The organism is Acidovorax sp. A79, assembly GCF_041154505.1.
Classification (GTDB): domain Bacteria; phylum Pseudomonadota; class Gammaproteobacteria; order Burkholderiales; family Burkholderiaceae_C; genus Acidovorax.
Window position 1 is genome coordinate 4666574 of sequence record NZ_AP028672.1, and the last position, 25361, is coordinate 4691934.

Consider the following 25361-nt stretch of genomic DNA (forward strand, 5'->3'; position numbering starts at 1 on the left):
AGCGGTAGCTGGCGTGGCACGGGCCCCGCGCTGCCACGCCCCGGATGTGGGCCGCACGCGTGGGCAGGCGCAGGGGCGCCTCAGGGGCTCACCCCTGCCTGGCGCGCTGGTTCGAGGCAAACACGTTGTCCTTGGGCAAGGCCTGGCCTGCCTGCACGGCCGCCACCCAGTCGCGGGTCGAAGCGGCGGCGGCAAAGTTGCTGTGGAACACCACGCTGAACACACGGTGGATTTCCTCGGCGCTGGCGCTGCCTGCCGCATTGGCATACGGCAGGGCGCCGCTCGCGTCGCTCAGGAACTCCACGGCCAGCCCCCGGTGCGATGCCTCGTAGATGGTGCTGGCATCGCAGTTGTGCGTCATGTAGCCCACCACGGCCAGGGTGTCGATGCCACGCCCGGTCAGCCACTCGGCCAGGCCGGTGTTCGTGAAGGCGCTCGCCATGCCTTTTTCGATGTGGTGGTCGGCAGGGCGGCGCGCCACTTCGGGGTGCAGCTGCCAGCGCTCGGTGGCCTTGTCGAACACGGGCGCACCGGACGGGGCGGTGTGCTGCACCACGACCACCGGCACACCGGCCGCGTGGGCGGCATCCATCGCGCGGGCGATGTTGGGCAGCGTGTCGGCCACGGGCGGGTATTCGATGGGCAGGTTGCCGCCCGCGAAATACTCGTTCTGCACGTCGATGACGATCAGGGCGCGGCGCGGAGCGGTGGTGGAAGAGGAGGTCATGGTCACAGTCCTTTGATGGGGTGAAAGAAGTGGGTTGCGGGGAAGGAGTGGAGTGATTGTTCGCGTGGCCGCCCGTCCTTGAAAGTGGCTTGATTGACACTCATCGATAGAATCGGGCCATCGTGCCCCATCCTGCCCAATCCTCCATCCGCCTGGTTTCCTCCTCTGCCCCGGACACCGTGGCGGTGGTGGCCTTCGACGGCATCAGCCCCTTCCACCTCTCGGTGCCCTGCCTCGTGTTTGGCGAGGACCGCACGGCCGAGGGCATCAACCGCTACAAATTGGTGGTGTGTGGCATGGCGCCGGGCCCGCTGCGCACCTCCGCCGGGTTCGGCATCGAGGTGGGCCATGGCCTCAAGGTGCTGCGGCGTGCACAGACCATCGTCGTGCCTTCCTGGCGCGACGATCTGGCGCCCGTGCCCCCGGCATTGCTGGCCGCGCTGCGGGCCGCGCACCGCCGGGGTGCGCGCATCGTGGGCCTGTGCCTGGGCGCTTTTGTGCTGGCCGAGGCGGGGCTGCTGGATGGCCGCACCGCCACCACGCACTGGGCGCTGGCGGCCCAGTTCGCCCAGCGCTATCCGCGCGTGCAGCTCAAGCCCGAGGTGCTGTACGTGGAGGACGGGCTGGTGCTCACCTCGGCCGGCACGGCGGCGGGCATCGACTGCTGCCTGCACCTGCTGCGCCAGCAGCACGGCGCCGAGGCCGCCAACCGTGCCGCGCGCCGCATGGTGGTGGCGCCCCACCGCCAGGGCGGGCAGGCGCAGTACATCCAGCAGCCCGTGGCGCTGTCGGTGCGGGGCGACCGCCTGGCGCCGCTGCTGCAGTGGCTGGGCGAGCACCTGCACGAAACCCACACCCTGGAGGCCCTGGCCGAGCGCGCGGTGATGAGCCCGCGCACCTTCACGCGGCGCTTTCGCCAGGTCACCGGCACGACGGTGGGCCAGTGGCTGCAGAACCAGCGCGTCGCGCTGGCGCAGCGCCTGCTGGAGGGCGGGGACCAGTCCATCGAAGCCGTGGCCATCGAGGCGGGCTTCGGCTCGGCCGTCTCGCTGCGGCAGCACTTCTCCGCCGGGGTAGGCATTGCGCCCTCGGCCTACCGGCGGCAGTTTCGCCGCAGTGCATAGATTTGCTATTTATTTAATAGCTTCTTGCGCTTGATGGATAAGCGATAGAGGCTGTTTTCATTCGAATCCAATGGTCACAGGGCGCGAATCCCGCACCCTGTGGCATTGGCGGCGCCGCGCAAGCGAGTAGCACCCGTGGATCCGGCCTCGCCCGTCCACCGGGCGCAGCCGCTCAGGAGGTCAATCCACCTTCGCGCCCGAGGCCTTCACCACCTGCTGGTACTTGGCGCGCTCGGCGGCCATGAAGCTGTCGAACTGCGCGGGCGTGGTGGCCACGGGTTCGGCGAGCAGGGCGCCGAAGCGGGTCTTGGTCTCCGGCGCGTTCAGGGCCGCCACGAAAGCCTTGTTCAGCTTGTCGATGATGGGCTTGGGCGTGGCCGCGGGCGCTACGAGGCCCCACCAGGTGTCGATGGAAAAGCCCTTGAAAGTAGCAGACAGGGGCGGCACGCCCGGCAGCGAGGCCGATGCGTCCAGCGAGGTCACGGCCAGCGCCTTGAGCTTGCCCGCGCGGATGTTGGGTGCGGCGGCCGCCAGGTTGTCGATGTTGAAGTCCACCTCGCCCGCCAGCAGCGCCAGCTGCGCAGGGTTGGCGCCCCGGTAGGGAATGTGCAGCGCGAAGATGCCGGCGCGCTGCTTGAACATTTCGCCCGCCAGGTGGCCCGCGCTGCCGTTGCCGCCGCTGCCGTAGTTCAGCTTGGCCGGGTTGGCCTTGGCGTAGGCGATCAGGTCGGCCACGGTGTGGATCTTGAGCTGCTCGGCCTTGGCCGCGTTGATGACCAGCACGTTGGGCACGCGCACCATCTGCGTGATGCCCGCGAAGTCCTTGGCGGCGTCGTAGGGCATCTTGGAATAGAGCCACGGGTTGACCGCATGCGTGGCGGTGGCCGAGATGCCGATGGTCAGGCCGTCGGGCGCCGCCTTGGCGATGGCGTCGGCGCCGATGTTGCCGCCCGCGCCGCCCTTGTTGTCGATGATCACCGTGCCCAGCGAGTCGCGCACGCGCTCGGCCAGGGCCCGGGCGGTCACGTCGATGGGGCCGCCGGCCGCATACGGCACGATCAGCCGGATGGGCTGGCCCGAGTCCTGCGCGAGCGCGGTGTGGGAGGAGAAAGCCGCTGCGATAGCGGCGCTGGCGAGGAGGATGTTTCTGCGGTTCATGGGTGCCATTGTGCAAAAAAATCGTAAGAAGGCTTACGAAAACCTTGAAGCGGGGTGTTCAGGGCGTGCGGGAGGGGTTTTCCGAAAGGCCCAGGTCCTCCACCAGCATGCCCAGCTCGTGCGACGAGCGGATGTCCAGTTTCAGGAAGATGGCCGAGCGGTGCGTGTCCACGGTGCGCGGGTCGATGGGGCGCCCGGGGTCGCGCTGGGCCAGCGCACGGGCCGCTTCCTTGCTGCTGATGCCGGTGGCCAGCAGGCGCGCCACCTCCTGCTGGCGCGGGCTCAGCGCGTTCCAGCGCTCCCGCAGCAGGGCGTGCCGCTGCGCGCGCGCGGCCACGCCGTGCGACAGGGTGGCCGCGCGGTGCACGGCGGCCAGCAGGGTGGCCTCGTCGCAGGGTTTTTCCAGCCAGTCCACCGCGCCTTGCTTGACGGCCGCCACGGCCGAGGCCAGCTCGCCGTGGGCGGAGAGGAACACGGTCTTGAGCACCGTGCCCCGCTGGCGCATGGCCTCGAAGACCTGCAGGCCGCTCATGCCGTCCATGCGCAGGTCGAGCAGCACGCAGCCGGGCCGGGCCAGGTCGGCGCCAGCCAGGAAATCCGGCCCGCTTGCGAACGACTGGGCCGCGTGGCCGCCGGCCAGCAGCAGCGCGGCGAGGGAATGGCGCACGCCTTCGTCGTCGTCCACGATGTAGACGCGCAGCGGGGCAAGGGTGGGGCCGGGGGCGGTGGGGTGATCGGTCATGGGGAGGCCACGGGCGGCGTTGCGTGCAGGGGAAGCCGGATCTCGAAGACCGCGCCGCCGCCCTCGCGGTTGCGCGCCAGCAGTTCGCCGCCCATGCTCTCGACGATGGAGCGGCAGATGTTCAGGCCCAGCCCCAGGCCGTCGGAGCGCGTGGTGAAGAACGGCTCGAACAGGCGCTCGGCGATCTCGGGGGGCAGGCCAGGGCCCCGGTCCTGCACTTCGAGGCAGGCGTGCCCGGCATCGGCCCGGGTGCGCAGCAGCAGTTCGTGGTCCATCGGGGGCGTGGCGTGCACCTGCATGGCCTGCAGCGCGTTGAGGCCGAGGTTCAGGACCACCTGCTCCAGGAGCACGCGGTCGGCGCGCACCCGCAACGGTTCGGGCGCGAGGTCCAAGCGCACCGCCACCCCATGCCGCCGTGCCTCGGCGCGCAGCAGCAGGCCCAGGGACTGGTCCACGGCGGCATTGAGGTCGCAGGGTTCGCGGGCCTCGGGATGCTGGCGCACCCAGCGGCGGATGCGCCCCACGATGTCGGCCGCGCGCAGCGCCTGGGTGGACAGCGCGGCGAGGCTTTCGTTGAGCAGTTCGGTCCGGCCCTGCGCGGCGAGCGCGCGCGCCGCGGCCGCGTAGTTGACCAGGGCCGCCAGCGGCTGGTTGAGCTCGTGCGCGAGGGTGGAGGCCATCTCGCCCACGGTGATCACGCGCTGCACGCGCTGCAGCTGCGCCTCGCGCTGCTGCTGCTGTTCCTCGGCGCGCTTCTGGGCAGTGATGTCCACCACCGAGCTCATCCAGCCGATGTGCCGGCCATCGCCGTCGATGAGCCGCGCCGTGTAGAACATGGTGTAGACGTCCGAGCCGTTGCGGTGCCGCAGCCGGTTCTCGTTGCCCTGGGGCGTGGCCTTGCCCGCCAGCGAGGTGTCGCTGTCGTTCCAGTGGCGGTCGAGGTCGTCGGGATGCCAGTAGGGGTAGGGGGGCAAGCAGCCGATGAGTTCGGAGGCGGCGTAGCCCACCATGTCGCACATGGCGGCGTTCACGTACACGATGCGGCCCTGCAGGTCGCGCGCACGCATGCCGACGAGCAGGGAGTCTTCCATGGACTGGCGAAAGGCCTGCGCCTGCTGCAGCGCGTGGGTGCGCTCGTGCACGCGCTGTTCGAGTTCGATGCGGGCCTGGCGGTTCTCCTGCAGGCGCCGCTCGCGCAGCTGCCAGTAGAGCGCGCCCAGCACCAGCAGGCCCGACGCGAGGCTGGCCAGCGCCCAGGCCTGCTGGCGCGCCAGGGCCACCACCTTGCTGTCGGCCGTGAGGGTGAGGGTCCAGCCCAGGTCGGGCAGGTGTTCCGCGAAGGCGAGATAGTGCTTGCCGCTGCCGGGCAGCCGAAGCTCGGCACCCGGCTGGTCCGGGCGCTGCAGGAGCTTCCAGGGCACCGGCGCGGGCTGCCACTGCGCGCCGTACTGCTCATCGTGCTGCACCTGCCGCACGGCCTCGACGGGCAGGGGCTTGCTGGTCTTGTAGAGCCAGGACGACACGGAGCCCAGAAACAGAATGCCGCGCTCATCCGTGACGAACACCGGGTCGAGCAGTTGCGCCCAGGTGTCCACGATGGGCTGCATGCGCACCTTCACGGCCACCACGCCGATCACCTTGCCATCGCGCTGCACGGGGGCCGAGGCGAACAGCCCGGGCTCGCCCGTGGTCTTGCCCACGCCGTAGAAGCGCCCCGCCTGCCCGTGCAGTGCGTCGCGGAAGTAGGGACGGTTGCTGTAGTTCTGGTCGACGAAGCTGCTGGGCGTGTCCCAGTTGCTGGAGGCCAGCGTGAGGCCCTTGTCGTCCATGAGGTACAGCGTGTCGGAGCCGGCGTGCGCATTGACGGCCTGGAGGTACGCGTTGGCCGCCTCCCGCACGCTCTGCGATGCGGGATGGCGCAGCAGGTCCGCGACCAGGGGTTGCTGCGCCGCCGTGAAGGGCAGGTAGCTGTAGCGCGTGGCCACGCCGCGCAGGGCCAGGGCCTGGACCTCGCTGGAGCGGCGCAGGTTGTCCCATTGGGTTTCCAGCTCGTTGCGGGTGGCCCATTCGCCGGCGCCCAGGATCAGCAGCACGGCCAGGCCGAACACGGCGGCCATGGGGCCGGCTCCGCGCAGCCCATCGCGCAGGCGTCCCAGGGGCCTGGGGGGAGGCAACGGTGCTGTCACGGGTGTGGCTGTGGCCGGTGGTGGCGCGGGCGGCAAACCCACACCCTCCCGCTCATCCGCCGTGCTTGTCCGCCTCGGAGGTGAAGGAGTCCGCATAGAACTCTTCCGCTGGCAGGCCCCGCTGCGCGCTGTAGGCCACGCGGGCGGAATCGACCACGATGGGGGCGCCGCAGGCGTACACCTGGTGGCCCGACAGATCGGCGTGGTCGTCCATCACGGCCTGGTGCACAAACCCGGTGCGACCGGTCCAGCCGTCCTCCGGCAAGGCGTCGGAGACGACGGGCACGTAGGTCAGGTGGGGCATGTCGGCCGCCCGGGCCAGCACCCAGTCGTGCATGTACAGGTCGCCGGGGCGGCGGCCGCCCCAGTAGAGCACCGTGGGGCGTGTGATGGCCTTGAACTGCATGTGCTCGATGAGCGCCTTGATGGGGGCAAAGCCCGTGCCCGAGGCCAGCAGCACGATGGGCTTGTCCGAGTCCTCGCGCAGGAAGAAACTGCCGAACGGGCCTTCCACGCGCAGGATCTCCTTTTCCTTCATCGCGCCGAACACGTGGTCGGTGAACTTGCCGCCCGCCATGTGGCGGATGTGCAGCTCCACGCCGGGTGCCTCGGCCTGCGTGTGGGGTGCATTGGCCATCGAATACGCCCGGCGTGCTCCGTCGCGCAGGATGAATTCGATGTACTGGCCCGCGTGGTAGCGGAAGGTGTCCGCCGCCGGCAGCTGCAGGCGCACCCGCATCACGTCGTGCGATTTCTTTTCGAGGGTGGCCACCCGCACGGGCATCTTCTTGACGGGGTAGGCGCTTTCGTCGGTGACCTGGCGCGATTCGAGCACCACGTCCGTCAGGGGCTGGGCGCAGCAGGTCAGCACGAGGCCGGCGGCCTCTTCGTCGGCCGTGAGCGCCTTGGACTGGTGCTCGCCATGGTGCACGGTGCCGCTGAGCTTCCTGCACTTGCACGAACCGCAGGCGCCGTCCTTGCAGCCATAGGGCAGGCCGACGCCGCTGCGGATGGCGGCGGCCAGGATGGCCTCGCCAGCGTTGGCCTGGAAAGCGCGGCCGCTGGGCTGCACGGTGATCTGGAATGCTGCGGTGCTCACAGCCTCGGCGCTGGTCATCTTGTGGGTATCCTCGGGACGTAGATCTTCAAGAACCGGTTGGTGCCGCCGTGGGCCCCTGCCAGGAGATGCCGGCTGGTTCTTTACAAACGGACCCGATTTTGCCTTCAAACCAAAACCCCCTTGGCGCCTTGCCGGCGCGCTTTCGCCGCGAACGCCTGCTGATCGTGGGGTGTGGTGACGTGGGCCAGCGCGTGGCGCGCCAGCTCCAGGGCGGCCCGGGCGCCGGGCGCGTCCAGGTGCTGGCGCTCACCTCCAGCCCCGAGCGCAAGCCGGCGCTGCGCGCCCTGGGCATCCGCCCCCTGTGCGGAAATCTGGACGATGTGGCCACGCTGCGCCGCCTGTCGGGCCTGGCCACGCGCGTGCTGCACCTGGCCCCGCCACCCGGCGAAGGCGCCGGAGGGGATGGCTGGTGGCGCGATCCGCGCACGGTGGCCCTGGCGCGCGCGCTGCGCCTGCGCAGCCTGCCCGCCTCCCTCGTCTACGCCTCCACGAGCGGCGTGTATGGCGACTGCCAGGGGGCGATGGTGTCCGAGACACGGCCCGTGGCCCCCGCCACGCCGCGCGCGCAGCGGCGCGTGAATGCCGAGCGGGCGGTGCGGCATCTGGGCCGCGGGGGGGGGCGGGCCAGCGTGCTTCGCATTCCGGGCATCTACGCCCCCGACCGGGACGGTGGCACGCCCGAAGCGCGCCTGCGCCGAGGCACGCCGGTACTGGAGCGCGAGGACGATGTGTTCACCAACCACATCCACGCCGACGACTTGGCGCGCATCTGCCTGGCCGCGCTGTGGCGTGCGCGGCCGCAACGCGTCTACAACGTGAGCGATGCCACGGAACTGAGGATGGGCGACTACTTCGACCTGGCGGCCGACCTGTACGGCCTGCCGCGTCCCCCGCGCGTGCGCCGCAGTGCCGCGCAGGAGCAGCTGTCGCTGATGCTGCTGAGCTTCATGCGCGAATCGCGGCGGCTGGACAACCAGCGCATGCTGCGGGAGCTGGGTGTGAAGCTGCGCTACCCGACCGTGGCCGAGGGGTTGCGGGCGGCGCGCCCGTCGCCTTAGGGCGGGCGCGTCCGCCGGGTTCAGCAGGGCGCCTGGCCTCCATTGGAGCGGCACACACCGCCGGGACCGGGGAACCGCCCGGGACCGGCGCGGGGATAGGTATTGCCCTGGTTGTCGGTGCAGCGAAAGTCACCGCATTGCGTCAGGCGAGGTGGAGGTTGCGGTGTGCCTGTCTGCGGGAAGGGGTCAGGAAAAAGGGGGCGATGCCGCGATGGCGGCACGACCACCACCCGGGGCTGGTGGGCACGCGCTTTTTCGACTTCCGCATACCCTTGTGGACCCAGGCAATCCAGGTCCACTTGCCGCTGCGCGGCCTCCAGGCGCAACTCCTGTTCATAGGTCGAGCGGGCCAGGCCCGCAGCCACCATATCCAGGTTGCGCCGCGAGCGCGCGCATTCGGGGGATCGGGCGTAGTCCTGGGGTTGGGGCGTGGCCGCCGCGGCCTGTGCGGCACGGTCGCGTTCGGCGTTGCGGCGGGCATCGGTTTCCGCCGCGGTGGCCTCTGCCTGCAGCCGCTGTTGCTTGCGCTCCAGTGCTTGCGCTGCCAGCTCCCGTTCCTGCTGGATCTCCTCGGGGGTTTTCCGCGCTTCGACCTCGCGCGCGGTGGCGCCACCGGTGCATGCGCCGTCGGTATAGGTCACCTGTCCCGTGCGGGCATCGGTGCAGCGAACCACCTGGGCGCTGGCGCCCGTGGCAAGCACGGCGGCACCCAGGCAGAGAATGAAGAGGCAGGGGCGGATCGTCACGGTCGGCTGCCAGGCAGGGGGAACGACGGCGCGGGACGGCGCCGCGTTCAGGGTTTTTCGGGGCTGTTCGACTGCTGGCGTGAACGCCAGTCGAGTGGGTGCGGCGTGTAGCTGTCTGGCGCCATGCGGCCAGGGCGGGCTTCACGGTTGCGGCGGTCTTCCGCGGCGCGGCGGTCGCGTTCCGCCTGGTCTCGCAAGGCCTGCTCCCGGTCCCGGTTGCGGCGATCGGCCTCGCGCGCCTGCTGGTCGCGGCGGTCGCGTTCACGCTCCCGGGCTACGCGGTCGCGCTCGGCCCGTTCTCTGTCACGCTCGCGCTCGCGCCAGTCGTTGCGGTTGCGGTCGCGTTCCCAGCGGTCGTCGCGATCACGTCCGCCGTAGTAGATGACGGAGGGCGGGGCCGAATACGCAGGGTAGACGGGGGGTGGGCTGGAGTACACCGACGGGGTGTTGTAGATGTACCCCGGCTGCTCGTAGACCCTGTACGGCGTCGGTTCGTAATAGGGGTCGCCCGGCACGGTGGCGCAACCCGTCACCACGGCGCCCAGGACCGTGGCAGAAATGATGCGGGCGAGTGTGTATGTCATGCTGTTCAGACCCCCTACAGGGCGTGGGCGTTCCGCGCTGTACGTAAAGCCCCCGAAAAGCACCCCGGCGGGGTGTTACAAGTTTCGGAGTGGCGTTTTCAATGCCTCCCACTGTAGCGCCCGGGGGGCCCATTTGGTTGACCTGCATGCCGATGCAACGGGTAGGACGAAATCCCATGCCGTACCGGGCTGGTGCCTTGGCGCACCGGCTTCTGAAATCAAAATTGATAGCGAAAGCGCGTGGCTGGCAATGCGCGATCCGCCCTTTTTATGCGCGGCGTGTACGCCGTGGCGAAGGGCACGCGGGAAGCTGGCCTGCTTCCCGTTTATTTGGGCAGCACCCGGCGGATGGTTTCCGCCAGATCTTCCGCGACGAACTTGGCGACATAGCCGTCGGCGCCGACGCTGCGCACGTGGTCTTCGTTGGCCGAGCCGGACAGCGAGGAGTGGATGACCACCGGCAGCCCGTGGAAGCGCGCATCCTGCTTGATGTTGCGCGTGAGGGTGAAACCGTCCATTTCCGGCATTTCGAGGTCGGTCAGCACCATGGCCACGCGGTCCAGCACGCTCTTGCCCTCGGCTTCGGCGCTCCTGGCGATGGCGTTGAGCCGGTCCCAGGCTTCCTTGCCGGATTTCACCATTTCATAGGGCGCATGCAGCACCTTGAGTTCCTGCTCGATGAGCGAGCGCGCCACGAACGAATCGTCGGCCGCCAGGATGATGGTGCCGGGCTTGAGCTTGAGCTTGGCGCCGACCTTCTCTTCGGTGACCTCGTGGCCGTCCGAAGGCGACACCATCTGGAGGATGGCTTCCACGTCCAGCACCTGGGCCAGGCGGGATTCGTCGGTGTTGCCATCCAGGCGGGCAATGCTGGTCACCAGCTTGCCGGCGGCGCCGCTGGTTTCGGCGGAAAGCACCTGCTTCCAGTCCAGCCGCACGATGTCTTCCACCGACTCCACCGCAAAAGCCTGCGTGGTGCGCGCGTATTCGGTCACCAGCATGATGTTCAGTCCCGTCTGGGGCTTGCAGCCCACGATGGAAGGCAGGTCCAGCACCGGAATCACCTGGCCGCGCAGGTTCACGACCCCCAGCGAATGCGGCGTGGTGCCCGCGATCGGCGTGATGCTGGGCATGGCCACGATCTCGCGGATCTTGAACACGTTGATGCCGAACAGTTCGGATTTGCCCAGGGCACTGTCGGTGCCCAGACGAAACAGCAGCAGTTCGAACTTGTTGGTGCTGGTGAGGTTGGTCCGCTCGTCGATGTCCTGCTGCACTGCTTTCATGATGGGTCCTTCGCGCAGAAAAGAAGAAGAAACGCGCGTTTACAAATTCTAGGATCAGAACGGCATGTGCAGTGCGCTAAATGTTCAGGCAATACCCGAATAGTGCGCTGCAGCATCCAGGCGTCGCGGCGCCGTCACACGCTGGCGGCGCGGGTCATGCCGAGGGCGGCAGCGCCACCGGGGTGAAATGCACCACCGTGGGGAACGGGTCGTAGAAATGGTGCAGCAGCCGTTTCCATTCCTGGTAGGGCGCCGACTGGCGAAAGCCGATTTCGTGGTCCTCGAGCGTGGCCCAGCGCACCAGCAATGCGTAGTCCTGCGGGCGTTCCACGCAATGGGCCAGTTCGTGCGACAGGTAGCCGGGCATCGAGGCGATGATCCGCTGCGCCTGGGCAAAGGCTTGCTCGAACGCGGCATTCTGGCCGGCGCGGACGGTGAGGTGGGCGATTTCAAGGACCATGGTGGCAGGTGTGGGCTGGGGACAACCCCCTTTGTACCGCACCTTGCCTGCCGTGCAAGCGGCGGGCTCCACTTCAGGCCGCGCTGCTGCGGGAAAGGTCCGGTGGCGTCTTGAGGCTGGAGGCGAGGCGGCCCAGCAGCGCGAGCAGGGGCGCGTCCGATGCGTCGCAGGCCAGGCCCAGATGGCGCGAGAAAGCCAGCGGACCGTCCAGGGGCCGCACGACCGAATGGCGTGCGTGGGCCGCGTAGGACTGCGGCACCACGGCCACGCCCAGGCCGCTGTCCACCATGTGCAGCAACAGCTCTTCGCGCGCGGCGCTGGCCTGCACCTCCAGCGCGATCCCGCGCTCGGCCAGCAGGCGGATGAACGACTGGTGCAAGGGGCAGTACGGCCATTCGATGAGCGGAACGCCCTGCAGGTCGGCCAGGCCGAATTTCTTCTTGAAACGCAGCGGGTGCTGTTCGGGCAGGAGCATCACATAGGGCTCGCGCCACAAGGACATGAAGGTGTCGCCAGACGGCTTGCAATGCTCGGCCACCAGGCGCAGGCGCGCCTCCTGCGCGCTGGCCGTGAGCCGCACCAGGGCGTTGGGCATGAGCTCGCCAATCTGCGCGAACAGCGGCGCGGCCGGGCCCACCATCAGGTCGTCCTGCAGGAACACGCCCAGCGTTTCGCGCGGCGCATCGCGGAAGTCGCGCACCATGGCGCTCGACTGCGCCAGCAGGCTGCAGGCGCGCGGGTACAGGCGGTGGGCGGCGGGCGTGGGCGCCAGGCCCTGGCGGCTGCGCTCGAACAGCACGGTGTCGAGCGCATCCTCCAGCCCCTTGATGGCCATGCTGATCGAGGGCTGCGCCACGAAGCAGCGGCGCGCGGCCGTGGTCACGGAGCGTTCTTCGTAGGCCGCCACGAAGTAGCCCAGGGCGCGCAGGTCAAACAGCATGGTGCGGGGGCCACGGAGGGCCGCGGTCAGGTCGGGGTGATGGTGGTGACGGTTTCGCGGAAGTAGTCGAGCTGGCCGTTGCGCGAGTGGCTCACGATCCAGGTCAGCGATTCCACTTCGCGCTGTTGTACCGCATAAAAGAAGCGCTGGTGGAATTTCGTGATCACCCAGTCGTCGCCCAGGGGCTGGCTGTGGGTGTGCACGATCTTCGTGCCCTGCGGAAAGACCTCGGTGCCCAGGCGCTGCACCACGGCCAGCACGTCGGCCTTGTGGCGGGCGACCTGCCAGCTGGTGTCCGCCTCGTCGCGGTAGTGGTCGATGCGGAAATCCACGTCGTCGGAGATGCTGTCCAGCAATGTGGGCACGTCACCCTTTTCAAACGCGGCCAGTACGCGGTCGATGGGGAAGTGGGTGGTGGGGTTGGTCGTCATGTGCGTTCTCCGGTCGGGTTGAAGAAAGGTCGTGGAAGCAGGTACCGGAAGGCGACTGTAGGCAGCCCGCGCGGCACGCACAACGATGGAATTTGTGGGGCGATGCGATAAAAAAATGATGGATGGAAGGATGCCGGGCGCTGCGTTCACGCCACTGCCATCCGCCACCGTGCTGCGCGCCGGCCAGGGCCGGTGAAACCAGCGCGGCCAGGCCGCCGCGTCTTCTTTTTCTTTTTTCTTTTCCCTCCTCCCACGCCGCAGGACAGGGAACGGGTCCAAAGGCGGCCCCGAGGGCCGCCCCTCAATCCGTGACGCCCGGCACCTGGCTCAGATAGCCGTGCAGCGCCGCGATGGCCTGGCGCACCTTGGCGGGCTGTGCGTCGCGCTGGGGCGTGACGGCCCAGATGTCGAGCGTGCCGAAGGACCAGTCGGGCAGCAGCCGCACCAGCTGCCCGGTCTGCAAGGCCTCGTGTGCGTCCATGCTGCCCACGAGCGCAAGGCCCAGGCCGGCCTCGCACATCTGCTGGATCGACAACTGGTTGTTGCTGGCGATGCGCGGCTCCACCCGCAGCGCGCGCGGTTCGCCCGTGGGGCTGCGCAGATCGATCAGCAGGCCGCCGCTCCCGCGCGCAAAGCCCAGCCAGCTGTGCGACAGCAGGGCGTCGGGGTCCTGCGGCACGCCATGGTTGGCCACCCACCCGGGCGAGGCGCACAGGTACCACCGCATCCCGCCCAGGCGCCGGGCAGCCCAGCTGGAGTCGGCCAGCCGCCCGTAGCGCACCGCCAGGTCGATGCGGGCGTTGATCAGGTCGATGGGCGAATCGTCCACCAGCAGCCTCAGGCGCAAGGCAGGGTGGGCGGCCAGCAGCTCACCCAGCGCGGGCGCGATGTGCCGGGCAAAGCCCACGGTGGCCGAAAGGCGCAGCTCGCCGCTGGGCGCATCGCGCGACGCCGCCAGCTCGGCACGTGCCTGCTCGGCCGCGGCCCACATGGCGGCGCAGCGCGCGTGGTAGCGCTGGCCCGCCTCGGTGAGGGCCAGCTTGCGGGTGGAGCGGTGCAGCAGCGTCACGCCGCCGTCGCTCTCCAGCCTGCGCACCTGCTGGCTCACGGCCGAGGTGCTCATGCCCAGGGCGCGGGCCGCGCCGCTCATCGAGCCGTGCTGCACCACGGCGGCGAACACGGCCATGCGTTTGAGGTCTTCCATCGGTGAATTTGCTTGATCGTGAAGCTGTTCTTCAAAGTGAAGGCATTTTTAGCCCTCTAGTGCGGTCTTTGACAAGCCCATATTCTCACCCTATCGCAACTTTGAACCGAGGAACTCCCCATGAACATCGCCCTGATTGGTGCCACCGGCTTCGTCGGCTCGGCCGTGCTCGATGAACTGCTGCAGCGCGGCCACCGCGTGACCGTGCTGGCCCGCAACCCCGGCAAGCTGCCCGCGCGTGAAGGCCTGACCGTCGTCGCCGCCGACGCGCAGGATGCCGCCCAGGTCGCCAAGGCCGCCGCCGGCCACGATGCGGTGGTGAGCGCCTACAACCCCGGCTGGACCGTGCCGGACATCCACGACCAATTCCTCAAGGGCACCCGCGCCATCATCGACGGCACCAAGCAGGCGGGTGTGCGGCGCCTGCTCGTGGTGGGCGGCGCCGGCAGCCTGTTCGTGGCGCCCGGCGTGCAACTGGTGGACACGCCCCAGTTCCCGGCGGAATGGAAGCAGGGGGCCCTGGCCGCGCGCGAGGCACTCCACTGGATCCGCACCGAAAGCACCCTGGACTGGACCTTCCTCTCGCCTCCCATCCTGCTGGCTCCCGGCGAACGCACGGGCCAGTACCGCCTGGGCACCGAAGCCCCGCTGATGAACGGCGACCAGCCCGGCGGCATCAGCGTGGCCGATCTGGCCGTGGCCATTGCCGATGAGCTGGAAACGCCGCGGCACCTGCAGCAGCGGTTCACGGTGGCGCACTGAGCCTGGGCATCCCGGCCGGCCACCGGGGGTGCGGGCGGGGGCTGCATCCCGGCCGACGGCATCTCAGCCGGTTCGCCTACAGGCGCATGGGGCCGCAGCACCTGCAGGCGGCGGGATTGATGTGTAGATTGGTGGTGCCGGCGACGCCTGCAAGCGCAGGCAGGCCGGCCGGCCACGCTGCTGCCCTTGCCGCCCACCCGGGTGCGGCGCCAGAGCAGGGTGTGTTATCCCGCCCCACTGCTGCCTGTCGGAGTACCTTCGTGCATTCGATCTCTACCGCCTTGCCACCCGCCCCCGCCCCCGCCCCCGCAGCATGCCGCAGGGCGCAACGTCCTCCCTCTCCCGTTCCCTGGCCGCGTAGCCTGGCACTGCTGGGAGTGTTGGGGGCACTCGCCACGGCGGCGGGTGCCCAGGATGCGGCGCTGCAGACCGCCCCCGAACCCCGGCGCATGTTCATCGACGGCGCACGCGCCGCGAGCGATGTGGGCCTGGTGTCGGTGGGGGTGCAGTTGCCATGGGAATGGCGCCGTTCCTTCCTGGGCGGCGAATTGACGGGGCACTGGGACGCCCACATCGCCCACTGGCGCGTCCCTGCGGGCTCGGCGGCGTCCGATCGCAGGCACTGGACGCAGCTGGCCCTGGTGCCCACGCTGCGGCTGCGCTTCGATGGCGGGCGTTCGGCGTGGTTCATGGAAGGCGGCATCGGCGTTTCGGTGCTGGACGGGCACTACGCGATGCGGCACAAGGCCTTCAGCACACGCTTCAATTTCACCGACCACCAGGGGATCGGCTTCAACTTTGGCGCGCGCCGCCAGCATGAGCTGATGCTGATGGTGCGCCATGTCTCCAACGGCGGCATCCGCAAGCCCAATCCCGGAGAAGATTTTGTCCAGGTGCGCTATGGACTGGCATTTTGAGCCGGTGCCCTGGTGCAGGCGGTGTCGACGCTCCTCAATTCATAGCTGCCAGGGCTTGGGTGGCGGGCGCAGGAGGCTGTTTTCGTCTCAAGGCCCCGGGGCGGTGGCGCGTGGGCCCCTGTCGGCAGCCGTGCGTGCTCCGCGCCGGGGCGCGTCCCGTCAGCCGTCGATCAGCTTCGGGTCCCACGCAAACACGGTCTGCTCCTGCTCGCCCAGCTTCTCGATGCCCAGGCGCATCACGTCGCCGGGCTTGAGGAACTGCGCCTGGGGCTTCTTGCCCATGCCCACGCCGGGCGGGGTGCCGGTGGTGATCAGGTCGCCGGGCTCCAGCGTCATGAAGCGGCTCAGGTAGCTCACCAGCTGCGCCACGGTGAAGATCATCGTGCGGGTGCTGCCAGTCTGCTGGCGCTCGCCGTTCACGTCCAGCCACATCGACAGATTCTGCGGGTCGCCCACCTCGTCGGCGCTCACCAGCCAGGGGCCGATGGGGCCGAAGGTGTCGCAGCCCTTGCCCTTGTCCCAGGTGCCGCCGCGCTCGAGCTGGTATTCGCGCTCGGAGATGTCGTTGATGGTGCAGTAGCCGGCCACGTGCTGCAGCGCGTCCGCCTCGCTCACATAGCGCGCGCGGGTGCCGATCACCACGCCCAGCTCCACCTCCCAGTCGGATTTGACCGAACCCTGCGGCAGCACCACGGGGTGGTTGCAGCCCACGGCGCAGTCCACCGTCTTGGTGAAGACGATGGGCTCCTGGGGGATGGCCATGCCGGCTTCGGCCGCGTGGTCGGCGTAGTTCAGGCCGATGGCGATGAACTTGCGCATGCCCGTCCACGGCACCGCCAGGCGGCCCTGGGGCACGACGGGCAGGGTGGCGGCATCGATGGCGGCCAGCGCGGCCAGGCCAGAGGGTGACAGGGTGGCGGGGCTGATGTCGGGCAGCACGCCGCTGAGGTCGCGCACCGTGCCGTCGGTGTGCAGGAGTGCAGGTTTTTCCTGGCCCTTGGGGCCGTGGCGAAGCAGCTTCATGGTTCGTAGTGGTGAGGGGTTGGATGGTGGGTGGCGCGGAACGCAGAGCGTAGATGAAATCAGTTGGACCAGCCGCCGTCGATGACCTGGGCGGTGCCCGTGGTGAACGATGACTCGTCGCTCGCCAGGTACACCGCCAGCGCGGCGATCTCCTCGGCCCGGCCCAGGCGGCCCATGGGCTGGCGCTCGACGAAACCTGCTTCGACGGCGGCCAGGCTCTGGCCCGTGGCCGCGGCCTGCGCGGTGATCCGCTCCTGCAGCGACGGCGACATCACCGTGCCCGGGCAGATGGCATTGCAGCGGATGCCCTGGGCCACGAAGTCGGCGGCCACCGACTTGGTCAGGCCCACGACCGCCGCCTTGGTGGTGCCGTAGACGAACCGCCGGGGCGCGCCCTTGATGCTGCCCGCCACCGAGGCCACGTTGATGATGGACCCGGCGCCGCGCGCCAGCATGCCGGGCAGGAACGCGCGGATGGTGCGAAATTGCGCGCGCACGTTCAGATCGAACGCGAAGTCCCACTCGTCGTCCGTGCAGTCGAGCACACTGCCCGCGTGTACAAAGCCCGCGCCGTTGAACAGCACGTCCACCGGCCCCACGGCTGCTGCGGCATCGCGCACGGCCTGGGCCTGGGTCACGTCCAGCACGCGGGTCTCGCAGCCGGTGTCGTGCTGCAGGGTGGCCAGCGCGGCGGCATTGATGTCGGTGGCGATCACCCGCGCGCCCTGGGCCGCGAAGGCAATGGCGGTGGCGCGGCCGATGCCCTGGCCGGCGGCGGTGAGAAAGGCGGTCTTGCCTGCAAGTCGGTGTGTCATGGAATGCGGGGCGTGAAGCGTGGGTGGGAGTGCTGTGGGGCAGGGGTGGGCGCCGTCAGCCCGTGAACCAGCGCAGCGGCGCCAGCACCGTCTGCGGGAAGATCACCATGATGAACATCACCGCGAACTCGGCCGCCATGAAGGGCAGCACGCCGCGCGTCACCTCGTCCATCTTCATGCGCCCCACACCGGCCACCACGTTCAGGATGGTGCCCACCGGCGGCGTGACCAGGCCGATGGAGTTGTTGATGATGAACAGCACGCCGAAGTACACCGGGTCGATGCCCGCGGCCTTGATCACCGGCATCAGCACGGGGGTCAGGATCAGGATGGTGGGCGTCATGTCCATCGCCGTGCCCACCAGCATCACCAGCACCATGATCGCGATCAGCAGCAGCGTCTGGTTGCCCATGAAGGGTTTGAGCAGCTCCACCATCTGTGCAGGCAGGTTGGCCACGGTGATGAGCCACGACGACACCATGGCCGCCGCCACGAGGAACATCACCACCGCCGTGGTCTTGGCCGCGGTGGTGAAGATGGGCAGCAGCGCGCGCAGCGGCAGCTCGCGGTAGATCACGCTGGCCACGAACAGCGAATACACCGCCGCGACCACCGCGGCCTCGGTCGGTGTGAACACGCCCATGCGCAGGCCCACCAGGATGAACACCGGCAAGGTCAGCGCCCACACCGACTCACGCGCGGTGCGCCAGACTTCGGCTGCAGTCTTCTTCTCCGGCATGGCCAGCACCTCCTTGCGGCCCACCCACCACCAGGTCACCGCCAGGCCCACGCCGATCATGATGCCCGGCACGATGCCCGCGATGAACAGCTTGCTGATCGACACGTTGGCCGCCACGCCGAAGATCACGAAGCCGATGCTCGGCGGAATGATGGGCCCGATGACGCCCGAGGCCGCGATCAGCCCGCCCGACACCTCCTTCTTGTGCCCGGCCTTGACCATCATCGGCAGCAGCAGCGCCGTGAGCGCCGCCGCATCGGCCACGGCCGAGCCCGACAGCGACGACAGCAGGCAGGCGGCCAGGATCACCACATAGCCCAGGCCTCCCTTCACATGCCCCACCAGCGCCAGCGCGAAGTTCACGATGCGCTGCGACAGCCCGCCCACGTTCATGATCTCGCCGGCCAGCATGAAGAAGGGCACGGCCAGCAGCGGAAAGCTGTCGGCGCCATTGATGAAGTTCTGCGCCAGGATCTGCGCGTCGAACAGATCGAGTTGCCACATCAGCGCGACGCCGGCGGCCAGCAGTGCATACGCGATGGGAATGCCCAGCGCCATGGTGCCGATGAGGGCCCCCAGAAAAATCAGCACGGTCATGTGTTGTCTCCGTTATTTTTGATGTGCCATCTGTGTGTGCATGCGTGCTTACTTGCTCACTCGCCGCGCTGCTTCGGGGGCAGGCCCAGGGCTCGTGCGGCCGCATCTTCGCGCGCCAGTTCAGCCTGCAGGGCTTCGAGCTCTGCCTGTTCTTCGGACTCCTTGACCATCACCAGCTCGTTCTCGCTGGCCTTGCCGGTCAGCACGCGCAGCAGCTGCAGCGTCAGCAGGAAGCCGGCGCACACCGAGAACACCACGCCCGAGGCATAGAAGATGGCCATCGATGCGCCCGTGACCGGGGCCTCCACATCCCAGTTGATCTTCATCTGCTGCCAGCTGCCGTCGAAGAACAGCCAGGTGATGTAGAGCATCAGCACGTGGCCCAGCGCCATGCAGGCTTTCTTGCCCCGCACCGACAGGCGCGACACCAGCATGTCGGTGCCCAGGTGCGCGTTCTCCTTGATGGCCGCCACCGCGCCCAGGAAGGTGATCCACACGAAGAGCCAGCGCGACAGCTCCTCGCTGACGGCGATGCCGGAGTTGAAGACGTAGCGCAGCACCACGTTGCCGAACACCAGCACCACCATGGCGGCCAGCGCCAGTGCGATGAGGAGGTTGATGGCCCGGACGTAGCGGTCGATGAAGGTATTGAGCATGCTGAGGTCTCCGTGGATGGCGGGGCCGGTCTGTTTTTTTGAGGCGTTCAGAGCGCCGCGCCCTGCAGCAGCCCGCGCGCGGCCAGGTTGGCGATGAAGGCCCGCAGGCCGAAGCGCCAGGGCGGCGCGCTCTCGCTGTGCGCCACGGTGTTGTGCAGCGCGCCCAGCCAGGCGCTCTGGATGCTGACCACGTCGCCCAGCTTGTGGGTGAAGCCGCCGCCGGGCTGGTCGCGGTCTTCGATGGGCGCGAACAGCGTGCCCAAAAAAAGCATGAAGCCGTCCGGGTACTGGTGCGCGGCCAGCGTCTGGGCCACCAGGTCGGCCGGGTCGCGGCTGATGCTGGCCATGGTGTTGATGCCGCGCAGCGTGAAGCCGTCGGTGCCCGCCACGCGCAGGTGCACGGTCTCGTTGCGCACCTGGTCCAGCCCGAAGCCGGCGTCGAACAGCCGGATGAACGGGCCGATGGCGCACGAGGCGTTGTTGTCCTTGGCCTTGCCCAGCAGCAGCGCGCTGCGGCCCTCGATGTCGCGCAGGTTCACGTCGTTGCCCAGCGTGGCACCCACGATGGCGCCACGGCTGTTGACGGCCAGCACCACCTCGGGCTCGGGGTTGTTCCAGGCCGAATCGGCGCGGATGCCGATCTCCTCGCCCGTGCCCACCGATGCGAGCACCGGCGCCTTGGTGAAGACCTCGGCGTCGGGGCCAATGCCGACTTCGAGGTACTGCGACCACAGGCCTTTGTCCTGCAGCAGTGCCTTCAAGGCCATGGCCTGCTCCGAGCCCGGGCGAATGTCGGCCAGGCTCTCTCCGATGAGTCCCACCACCTGGCTGCGCAGGCCCTGGGCCCGGGCCGCGTCCCCGCGCGCCTGCTCTTCGATCACGCGCTCGATCAGGCTGGCCGCGAAGGTCACGCCAGCCGCCTTGACCACCTGCAGGTCGCAGGGGGCCAGCAGCCAGGGGCGGGACGTGTCGCGCACGCCATGCTGGCCGGTTTGGCTGTTGGCCAGCAGTTCGTCCACGCTGCACAGGTACTGGCCCTCGGCGGCTCCCACTGCCTCGGCGGGCGCGGGCGTGTCCAGCAGCGTGCTCATGGTGGGGTAGTGCCGGCTCAGGTCGAACACGCCACCGGTGCGCAGGGCCACCACCGCCGGGCCGGGCACGGCGCCGTGCACCCAGGCGCGGCCGACCAGGGTGCCGGCCAGGCCGTCGTCGGGAAGAATGTGGGCGCGCGCAGCCCCACCGGCCGCTGTGGCCGCTGTCGTTTCACTCATGGGAGTTCCTTGGAAAAGAGTTCTGAATCGGTGCCGCGCCCGCCCAGGCGCAGCGTCTCAATGGTTGTGGCGCGGCGTGTGTTCGGAAATGCACCGGTAGTCCAGCGCAAAGTCGAGCGTCGCGCCATCCACCAGCTGGCCGGTCTTCTCGCGGTACAGCGCCTCCCAGGGCGACTGGCTTTTGGGAACAGGCGGCGCGGGCAGTTCGCGGCGGCGGCGCTCGATCTCCTCGGGGGCCACCAGCGCGTCGCACCGGCCGGCGTTCAGGTCGATGCGGACCATGTCGCCGCTGTGCAGCCAGGACAGGCCCCCGCCCACCGCGCTTTCGGGGGAGACATTCAAAATCGACGGGCTGTCGGCCGTGCCCGACTGGCGCCCGTCGCCCAGCGTGGGCAGCGTGTTGATGCCGCGGCGGATCAGCGCGTCGGGCGGCTGCATGTTGACCACCTCGGCCGAGCCGGGCCAGCCGATGGGGCCCGCGCCGCGCATCACCAGGATGCAGCCTTCGTCGATGCCGAGCGACGGGTCGTTGATGCGCGCGTGGTAGTCGTCCGCGCCTTCGAACACCACGGCGCGTGCTTCGAAGATGCCTTCCGCGCCCGGTTGGCTCAGGTAGCGCTGGCGGAAGGACTCGGAGATCACCGAGGTCTTCAGGATGCCGAAGTCGAACAGGTTGCCGTGCAGTACCAAAAAGCCGGCTTTTTCCATCAGCGGTGCGTTGAACGGGAAGATCACCTCGCGGTCGCGCGTCTCGCGGCCCTGCAGGTTGTCGGCCAGTGCCTTGCCGGTCACGCTCAAGGCATCGGCATGCAGGCGGCCCGCCTGCTGCAGCTCCCACATCAGCGCGGGCACGCCCCCGGCGCGGAAGAACCTCTCGCCCAGGTATTTGCCGGCTGGCTGCATGTTCAGCAGCAGGGGCAGGTCGTAGGCATGCTGTGTCCAGTCCTCGGGGCGCAGGTCCACGCCCGCGTGGCGCGCCATGGCCATGATGTGCACCTGCGCGTTGCTGCTGCCCCCCGCCACGCTGACCACGGCCAGCGCGTTGAGAAAACTCTCGCGGGTGAGGATGCGTGAAGGGCGCAGGTCCTCGTAGGCCATGTCCACGATGCGCCGCCCGGTCTCGTACGCCATCTGCCCGCGTTCGCGGTAGGGCGCCGGAATGGCGGCGCAGCCCGGCAGCGAGAGGCCCAGCGCCTCGGCCACCGCGTTCATGGTCGATGCGGTGCCCATGGTGTTGCAGTGGCCGGCCGACGGCGCGCTGCTGCAGGCGCGCTGCAGGAATTCTTCCTCGTCGATGTCGCCCGCGGCCAGCTGGCGGCGGCTGCGCCAGATCACGGTGCCCGAGCCCACCAGTTCTCCATCGTGCCAGCCGTCCAGCATGGGGCCGCCCGAGAGCACGATGGCCGGGATGTCCACCGTGGACGCCGCCATGATGCCCGCCGGGGTCGTCTTGTCGCAGCCGGTGGTCAGCACCACCGCGTCGATGGGGTAGCCGTACAGGATCTCCACCAGCCCCAGGTAGGCCAGGTTGCGGTCCAGCGCGGCGGTGGGGCGGCGGCAGTTCTCGAAGATGGGGTGCACCGGGAACTCCATCGGGATGCCCCCGGCGTCGCGGATGCCCTCGCGCACGCGCCGCGCCAGGTCCACATGGATGCGGTTGCAGGGCGACAGGTCGCTGCCGGTCTGCGCGATGCCGATGATGGGGCGGCCCGAGCGCAGCTCCTCGGGCGTGAGCCCGTAGTTCATGAAGCGTTCGAGGTAGAGCGCGGTCATGTCCGAGCGTGCGGGGTCGGCAAACCACTCGCGGGAGCGGAAGGGGCGGCGGGGTGTTTTGGTCATGGATCGCGATGTGTCAGCAGGCGGGAAGGGCGCTGCAACAGGGGTTGGCATGTTTGACTCGAACCACAAACCGTTCGGGCTGAGCCCGTCGAAGCCTCGCGCGGCGCTTCGGCCGCTCGGTGAACGGTTGTGGCGGAGCAGAAAAGTTACTTGCCGCCCCGCACCTTGGCAAGTTCGGCGTTCATTTCGCCGGTAGTTTCCTCGCCGAATTCCTTGGCGTACTTGGCCAGCACCGGCTGCAGCTTGGTGCGCATCTTGGCCTGCTCGGCCGGGGCCAGTTCGGTCACCTGCATGCCCACTTTCTTGAGCTCGCCCAGCGCCTTGTCGCTGAACGCACGGATGGTCTTGCGCTCGAACAGGGTGGCTTCGCGCGCGGCGTCCTGCACGATCTTCTGCTCCTGCGCCGACAGCCCATCCCAGGTCTTCTTGGACATCAGCAGCACCCAGGCGCTGTACATGTGGCGCGACAGCACCAGGTGCTTTTGCACTTCATAGAACTTGCTCGACAGGATGGTGGCGGGCGGGTTCTCCTGCCCGTCCACCGCGGCCTGCTCCATGGCCGAGTACAGCTCGGTGAAGGGCATGGGCGTGGCGTTGGCACCCAGGGCGTTGAAGGTGTCCAGGAACAGCGGGCTCTGGATCACGCGCAGCTTCAGGCCCGCCAGGTCTTCCGCCTTGGTGATGGCGCGGCGCGAGTTGGTCACGTGGCGAAAGCCGTTCTCCCAGAAGCCCAGGCCCACCAGGCCCTTTTCGGGCAGCTTGGCCAGCAGCTTCTGGCCGAACGGGCCGTCGAGCACCGCGTCGGCCTCCTGCTCGTTGTTGAAAGTGAGCGGCAGGTTCAGCACGCCGAAGGGTTTGATCAGCGCCATCAGCGTGGAGCTGTCGGGCACCGTCATCTCCAGCGTGCCGCCGCGCAGTGCCGAGGTCATGCTCACGTCGTTGCCCAGGGAGCCGCTGGCGTACAGCTTGGCCACCAGCTTGCCGCCGCTTTTGGCAGAGAGCTGCTCGGCAAAGTGCTTGACGGCCTGCGCCTGGGGGTGGTCGTCGTTCAGGCCGATGCCGACCTTGAACACGTGGTCCTTGATCTGCGCCGACACGGGTGCGGCCACGGCGGCCAGGATCGTGGCCGCCAGGGCCAGGGCTTTGAATTGCATGGTGTTTGTCTCCGGATATGGAATGGCTGGGGCACGGTGGGGCACGGCCAAAAAACGGTCCACCGGCGCCATCGGGTCTCTGCGGGACCCTCCCGACGCAGGCGAGAGATTAGGTTTCGCGGGGCGCGGGGTCCACTCACTTTTTTGCTAGCATCCATTCCAAATGCTGATGACTTGCCGTGGCCTCCACCCCCGTGTCGGGTAAACCCTTGTCGATGGCGCAGGCCTGCGCGCGGCTGCGCTTTCGGCACCTGCAGTTCCTGGACATCCTCGGCCAGACGCGCAACCTGCGCCTGACGGCCGAGCAGATGCACATCACGCAGCCGGCGGCCACCAAGATCCTGATGGACATCGAGGACATCCTGGAGGCGCGGCTCTTCGAGCGCCTGTCGCGCGGCATGCGGCCCAACGAACTGGGCCTGTTCACGCTGCGCTACGCGGCCAGCGCGCTCGCCGGGCACCGCAAGTTCGTCGATGAGTTCAATGCACTCAAGGAGGGCGGCCACGGCCACCTGGCGATCGGCGCCATCACGGGATCGGCCGCGCACGTGCTGACGGCGTCGGTGGCCGAGATCCAGCGCCTGCGCCCGCTGCTGGTGCTCAAGGTGCTGGAGCAAAGCAGCGACCAGCTGATCGTGTGGCTGGCCGAGCGCAAGATCGACCTGATGATCGGGCGCTTCACCGACGACGCGCACCGCACGCAATTCCACTACGAACGCCTGTCCAGCGAGCCGCTGCTGGTGGTGGGCGGCCTGCACCACCCCCTGCGCGGCGCGCGCGACCTGGACATGGCCGAGCTGTCGCACTGGCCGTGGATCCTGTACCCCGCGTCCACCGCGGTGCGCAAGGTATCGGACGACATCTTCGGGCGGAGCGGCCTGGCACTCGGATCGGGCGTGGTGGAGACCCCGTCGTTCCTGTTCGCGCTGGAGATGATGCAGGCCACCGACATGCTGTCGCTGCAGCCCCAGGCGCTGGTGGAGCGCTACATCGCCAAGGGCCTGCTGGCCCGCATCCCCGTGGACCTGCCGGACCGCATGCCCGACTACGGCCTCATCACCCGGCTGGGGGAGCCGCCCACGCCCGCCATGCAGGCCTTCACCGACGTGCTGCGCGAGGTGGCGAACCCGGTGACCGATGCGCCGTGACGGGGGCTGGCGCCGGCCGCCATCAATAACCAGCGGTTATTGAAAATGCATGCTCCCGCCTCCGTGCCGGGGCCGTTATGCTCTGCGCCCTTTCCCTGAATCTTCTGCGACCCTTTTCCCCATGCAAGACACCCCCGACACGCCCGACACCATCCAGGAGCCTCGCCGTTGGAGCGACGGCCAATGGACCGCGCAGGTCATCAAGAACGAAGACGACGACGGCTGGGCCGTGTCCATGACGCTGCGGGGCGAGGCCGAGCCCGCGCTGGTGGGGCCCTGGACCATGGGACGCGACAAGAAGAACCCCAAGCCGCTCGATGTCTCGGCCTTCCACACCCTGGTCAAGACCGCCAGCGAGGTGCTGCGCCGCCACGAGCAGCAGTTGCATGCACAGCTCCACAAGAACGTCGCGGTCACGGTCAATGGCCAGCGCCTGCGCGTGCAACTGGCCATTGTGCCCGACGAAGAGGGCGCCACGGCCACCCTGAGCGCCCAGGATGAACTGGGCGAGGAACTGGCGCGCGTGCCCGTGCAGCCCACGTTCAAGCTCACGCCCGCCAGTGCCACCGCCTGGGCCGAAGCCGGGTTCGAACGGCCCCGCTGACGGTGCAGGCAATCGCCTGGGCGACGGCCCGCCCCGCGGGTAACCCCTAGAATCGCGCCGCTGGCCTCCA

At 68.9% G+C, this 25361-nt stretch carries 25 protein-coding genes; 6 read left to right on the forward strand and 19 right to left on the reverse strand.

What is annotated here, in order from left to right:
- Nucleotides 1-88: 88 nt before the first annotated feature.
- Nucleotides 89-727: a cysteine hydrolase family protein gene (locus tag ACAM51_RS21450; RefSeq protein WP_369641805.1), complete on the reverse strand. Its 639-nt coding sequence runs from the start codon at nucleotides 725-727 to the stop codon at nucleotides 89-91.
- Between the two features lie 122 nt (nucleotides 728-849).
- Between ACAM51_RS21450 and ACAM51_RS21455 the strand changes: the two genes are divergently transcribed.
- Nucleotides 850-1851, forward strand: coding sequence for a GlxA family transcriptional regulator (locus ACAM51_RS21455; RefSeq protein WP_369641806.1), 1002 nt, complete (start codon nucleotides 850-852; stop codon nucleotides 1849-1851).
- Between the two features lie 180 nt (nucleotides 1852-2031).
- On the opposite strand, the gene ACAM51_RS21460 is transcribed toward ACAM51_RS21455, so the two are convergent.
- From ACAM51_RS21460 to ACAM51_RS21475, 4 genes are all read right to left on the reverse strand, one after another.
- Nucleotides 2032-3009, reverse strand: a complete 978-nt coding sequence (locus ACAM51_RS21460; protein ID WP_369641807.1) for a Bug family tripartite tricarboxylate transporter substrate binding protein — start codon at nucleotides 3007-3009, stop codon at nucleotides 2032-2034.
- 58 nt (nucleotides 3010-3067) lie between these two features.
- The gene (locus ACAM51_RS21465; protein WP_369641808.1) at nucleotides 3068-3751 is read right to left on the reverse strand and encodes a response regulator transcription factor; all 684 of its coding nucleotides are present in this window, start codon (nucleotides 3749-3751) and stop codon (nucleotides 3068-3070) included.
- Nucleotides 3748-5868 (reverse strand): ATP-binding protein, encoded by a 2121-nt coding sequence (locus ACAM51_RS21470; RefSeq protein ID WP_369641809.1) that lies wholly within the window; start codon nucleotides 5866-5868, stop codon nucleotides 3748-3750. Before ACAM51_RS21470 ends, ACAM51_RS21465 begins: the two co-directional genes overlap by 4 nt.
- 121 nt (nucleotides 5869-5989) lie before the next feature.
- The gene (locus tag ACAM51_RS21475) at nucleotides 5990-7054 is read right to left on the reverse strand and encodes a CDP-6-deoxy-delta-3,4-glucoseen reductase (RefSeq protein ID WP_369641810.1); all 1065 of its coding nucleotides are present in this window, start codon (nucleotides 7052-7054) and stop codon (nucleotides 5990-5992) included.
- Nucleotides 7055-7155: 101 nt separating this feature from the next.
- On the opposite strand from ACAM51_RS21475, the gene ACAM51_RS21480 reads away from it, so the two are divergent.
- Nucleotides 7156-8115 carry an SDR family oxidoreductase gene (locus tag ACAM51_RS21480; protein WP_369641811.1) on the forward strand — a complete coding sequence of 320 codons (960 nt, stop codon included), beginning with the start codon at nucleotides 7156-7158 and terminating at the stop codon, nucleotides 8113-8115.
- A gap of 20 nt (nucleotides 8116-8135) precedes the next feature.
- Here ACAM51_RS21480 and ACAM51_RS21485 read toward each other — a convergent pair whose 3' ends face one another.
- The 7 genes from ACAM51_RS21485 to ACAM51_RS21515 all read right to left on the reverse strand — a co-directional run bounded on the left by ACAM51_RS21485 (nucleotide 8136) and on the right by ACAM51_RS21515 (nucleotide 13766).
- The gene (locus ACAM51_RS21485; RefSeq protein WP_369643866.1) at nucleotides 8136-8855 is read right to left on the reverse strand and encodes a DUF4124 domain-containing protein; all 720 of its coding nucleotides are present in this window, start codon (nucleotides 8853-8855) and stop codon (nucleotides 8136-8138) included.
- A gap of 53 nt (nucleotides 8856-8908) precedes the next feature.
- A complete protein-coding gene (locus ACAM51_RS21490; protein WP_255594515.1) occupies nucleotides 8909-9445 on the reverse strand; it encodes a hypothetical protein in 537 nt (178 codons plus the stop codon).
- Nucleotides 9446-9771: 326 nt separating this feature from the next.
- Complete coding sequence (locus ACAM51_RS21495) at nucleotides 9772-10731, reverse strand: chemotaxis protein (protein WP_218293700.1); 960 nt, start codon at nucleotides 10729-10731, stop codon at nucleotides 9772-9774.
- A 154-nt stretch (nucleotides 10732-10885) separates the two neighbouring features.
- Nucleotides 10886-11191: an antibiotic biosynthesis monooxygenase gene (locus ACAM51_RS21500; protein ID WP_369641812.1), complete on the reverse strand. Its 306-nt coding sequence runs from the start codon at nucleotides 11189-11191 to the stop codon at nucleotides 10886-10888.
- Nucleotides 11192-11264: 73 nt separating this feature from the next.
- On the reverse strand, nucleotides 11265-12131 hold the full coding sequence (locus ACAM51_RS21505; RefSeq protein WP_218293703.1) for a LysR family transcriptional regulator: 867 nt from the start codon (nucleotides 12129-12131) through the stop codon (nucleotides 11265-11267).
- Between the two features lie 26 nt (nucleotides 12132-12157).
- Complete coding sequence (locus ACAM51_RS21510; RefSeq protein ID WP_369641813.1) at nucleotides 12158-12562, reverse strand: hypothetical protein; 405 nt, start codon at nucleotides 12560-12562, stop codon at nucleotides 12158-12160.
- 301 nt (nucleotides 12563-12863) lie between these two features.
- Complete coding sequence (locus tag ACAM51_RS21515) at nucleotides 12864-13766, reverse strand: LysR family transcriptional regulator (RefSeq protein WP_369641814.1); 903 nt, start codon at nucleotides 13764-13766, stop codon at nucleotides 12864-12866.
- Nucleotides 13767-13886: 120 nt separating this feature from the next.
- Here ACAM51_RS21515 and ACAM51_RS21520 point away from each other — a divergent pair, with 120 nt between their 5' ends.
- Entirely contained in the window at nucleotides 13887-14528 is a 642-nt protein-coding gene (locus ACAM51_RS21520; RefSeq protein WP_218341705.1) for an NAD(P)-dependent oxidoreductase, read from the forward strand.
- 377 nt (nucleotides 14529-14905) lie between these two features.
- The gene (locus tag ACAM51_RS21525; RefSeq protein WP_218293709.1) at nucleotides 14906-15445 is read left to right on the forward strand and encodes an acyloxyacyl hydrolase; all 540 of its coding nucleotides are present in this window, start codon (nucleotides 14906-14908) and stop codon (nucleotides 15443-15445) included.
- Nucleotides 15446-15604: 159 nt separating this feature from the next.
- On the opposite strand, the gene ACAM51_RS21530 is transcribed toward ACAM51_RS21525, so the two are convergent.
- From ACAM51_RS21530 to ACAM51_RS21560, 7 genes are all read right to left on the reverse strand, one after another.
- Nucleotides 15605-16468, reverse strand: coding sequence for a fumarylacetoacetate hydrolase family protein (locus tag ACAM51_RS21530; RefSeq protein WP_369641815.1), 864 nt, complete (start codon nucleotides 16466-16468; stop codon nucleotides 15605-15607).
- Nucleotides 16469-16527: 59 nt separating this feature from the next.
- Nucleotides 16528-17283 carry an SDR family oxidoreductase gene (locus ACAM51_RS21535; protein WP_218293711.1) on the reverse strand — a complete coding sequence of 252 codons (756 nt, stop codon included), beginning with the start codon at nucleotides 17281-17283 and terminating at the stop codon, nucleotides 16528-16530.
- Nucleotides 17284-17338: 55 nt separating this feature from the next.
- On the reverse strand, nucleotides 17339-18619 hold the full coding sequence (locus ACAM51_RS21540) for a TRAP transporter large permease (RefSeq protein WP_218293712.1): 1281 nt from the start codon (nucleotides 18617-18619) through the stop codon (nucleotides 17339-17341).
- Nucleotides 18620-18675: 56 nt separating this feature from the next.
- Nucleotides 18676-19275 (reverse strand): TRAP transporter small permease, encoded by a 600-nt coding sequence (locus ACAM51_RS21545; RefSeq protein ID WP_369641816.1) that lies wholly within the window; start codon nucleotides 19273-19275, stop codon nucleotides 18676-18678.
- Nucleotides 19276-19322: 47 nt separating this feature from the next.
- Nucleotides 19323-20546, reverse strand: a complete 1224-nt coding sequence (locus ACAM51_RS21550) for a fumarylacetoacetate hydrolase family protein (protein ID WP_218293715.1) — start codon at nucleotides 20544-20546, stop codon at nucleotides 19323-19325.
- A 57-nt stretch (nucleotides 20547-20603) separates the two neighbouring features.
- Nucleotides 20604-22385 (reverse strand): IlvD/Edd family dehydratase, encoded by a 1782-nt coding sequence (locus ACAM51_RS21555; protein ID WP_218293716.1) that lies wholly within the window; start codon nucleotides 22383-22385, stop codon nucleotides 20604-20606.
- 146 nt (nucleotides 22386-22531) lie between these two features.
- Nucleotides 22532-23539: a TRAP transporter substrate-binding protein gene (locus tag ACAM51_RS21560; RefSeq protein WP_218293717.1), complete on the reverse strand. Its 1008-nt coding sequence runs from the start codon at nucleotides 23537-23539 to the stop codon at nucleotides 22532-22534.
- A 215-nt stretch (nucleotides 23540-23754) separates the two neighbouring features.
- Here ACAM51_RS21560 and ACAM51_RS21565 point away from each other — a divergent pair, with 215 nt between their 5' ends.
- A complete protein-coding gene (locus tag ACAM51_RS21565) occupies nucleotides 23755-24687 on the forward strand; it encodes a LysR family transcriptional regulator (protein ID WP_218294425.1) in 933 nt (310 codons plus the stop codon).
- Between the two features lie 121 nt (nucleotides 24688-24808).
- A complete protein-coding gene (locus tag ACAM51_RS21570) occupies nucleotides 24809-25291 on the forward strand; it encodes a hypothetical protein (protein ID WP_369641817.1) in 483 nt (160 codons plus the stop codon).
- The last annotated feature ends 70 nt before the right edge of the window (nucleotides 25292-25361 follow it).

What these genes read in the sequence shown, in the direction of transcription:
- ACAM51_RS21450 (WP_369641805.1), bottom strand. Translation starts at nt 727, where the DNA reads ATGACCTCCTCTTCCACCACCGCTCCGCGCCGCGCCCTGATCGTCATC.
- ACAM51_RS21460 (WP_369641807.1), bottom strand. Translation starts at nt 3,009, where the DNA reads ATGAACCGCAGAAACATCCTCCTCGCCAGCGCCGCTATCGCAGCGGCT.
- ACAM51_RS21465 (WP_369641808.1), bottom strand. Translation starts at nt 3,751, where the DNA reads ATGACCGATCACCCCACCGCCCCCGGCCCCACCCTTGCCCCGCTGCGC.
- ACAM51_RS21470 (WP_369641809.1), bottom strand. Translation starts at nt 5,868, where the DNA reads ATGGCCGCCGTGTTCGGCCTGGCCGTGCTGCTGATCCTGGGCGCCGGC.
- ACAM51_RS21475 (WP_369641810.1), bottom strand. Translation starts at nt 7,054, where the DNA reads ATGACCAGCGCCGAGGCTGTGAGCACCGCAGCATTCCAGATCACCGTG.
- ACAM51_RS21490 (WP_255594515.1), bottom strand. Translation starts at nt 9,445, where the DNA reads ATGACATACACACTCGCCCGCATCATTTCTGCCACGGTCCTGGGCGCC.
- ACAM51_RS21495 (WP_218293700.1), bottom strand. Translation starts at nt 10,731, where the DNA reads ATGAAAGCAGTGCAGCAGGACATCGACGAGCGGACCAACCTCACCAGC.
- ACAM51_RS21500 (WP_369641812.1), bottom strand. Translation starts at nt 11,191, where the DNA reads ATGGTCCTTGAAATCGCCCACCTCACCGTCCGCGCCGGCCAGAATGCC.
- ACAM51_RS21505 (WP_218293703.1), bottom strand. Translation starts at nt 12,131, where the DNA reads ATGCTGTTTGACCTGCGCGCCCTGGGCTACTTCGTGGCGGCCTACGAA.
- ACAM51_RS21510 (WP_369641813.1), bottom strand. Translation starts at nt 12,562, where the DNA reads ATGACGACCAACCCCACCACCCACTTCCCCATCGACCGCGTACTGGCC.
- ACAM51_RS21515 (WP_369641814.1), bottom strand. Translation starts at nt 13,766, where the DNA reads ATGGAAGACCTCAAACGCATGGCCGTGTTCGCCGCCGTGGTGCAGCAC.
- ACAM51_RS21520 (WP_218341705.1), top strand. Translation starts at nt 13,887, where the DNA reads ATGAACATCGCCCTGATTGGTGCCACCGGCTTCGTCGGCTCGGCCGTG.
- ACAM51_RS21530 (WP_369641815.1), bottom strand. Translation starts at nt 16,468, where the DNA reads ATGAAGCTGCTTCGCCACGGCCCCAAGGGCCAGGAAAAACCTGCACTC.
- ACAM51_RS21535 (WP_218293711.1), bottom strand. Translation starts at nt 17,283, where the DNA reads ATGACACACCGACTTGCAGGCAAGACCGCCTTTCTCACCGCCGCCGGC.
- ACAM51_RS21540 (WP_218293712.1), bottom strand. Translation starts at nt 18,619, where the DNA reads ATGACCGTGCTGATTTTTCTGGGGGCCCTCATCGGCACCATGGCGCTG.
- ACAM51_RS21545 (WP_369641816.1), bottom strand. Translation starts at nt 19,275, where the DNA reads ATGCTCAATACCTTCATCGACCGCTACGTCCGGGCCATCAACCTCCTC.
- ACAM51_RS21550 (WP_218293715.1), bottom strand. Translation starts at nt 20,546, where the DNA reads ATGAGTGAAACGACAGCGGCCACAGCGGCCGGTGGGGCTGCGCGCGCC.
- ACAM51_RS21555 (WP_218293716.1), bottom strand. Translation starts at nt 22,385, where the DNA reads ATGACCAAAACACCCCGCCGCCCCTTCCGCTCCCGCGAGTGGTTTGCC.
- ACAM51_RS21560 (WP_218293717.1), bottom strand. Translation starts at nt 23,539, where the DNA reads ATGCAATTCAAAGCCCTGGCCCTGGCGGCCACGATCCTGGCCGCCGTG.
- ACAM51_RS21565 (WP_218294425.1), top strand. Translation starts at nt 23,755, where the DNA reads ATGGCGCAGGCCTGCGCGCGGCTGCGCTTTCGGCACCTGCAGTTCCTG.
- ACAM51_RS21570 (WP_369641817.1), top strand. Translation starts at nt 24,809, where the DNA reads ATGCAAGACACCCCCGACACGCCCGACACCATCCAGGAGCCTCGCCGT.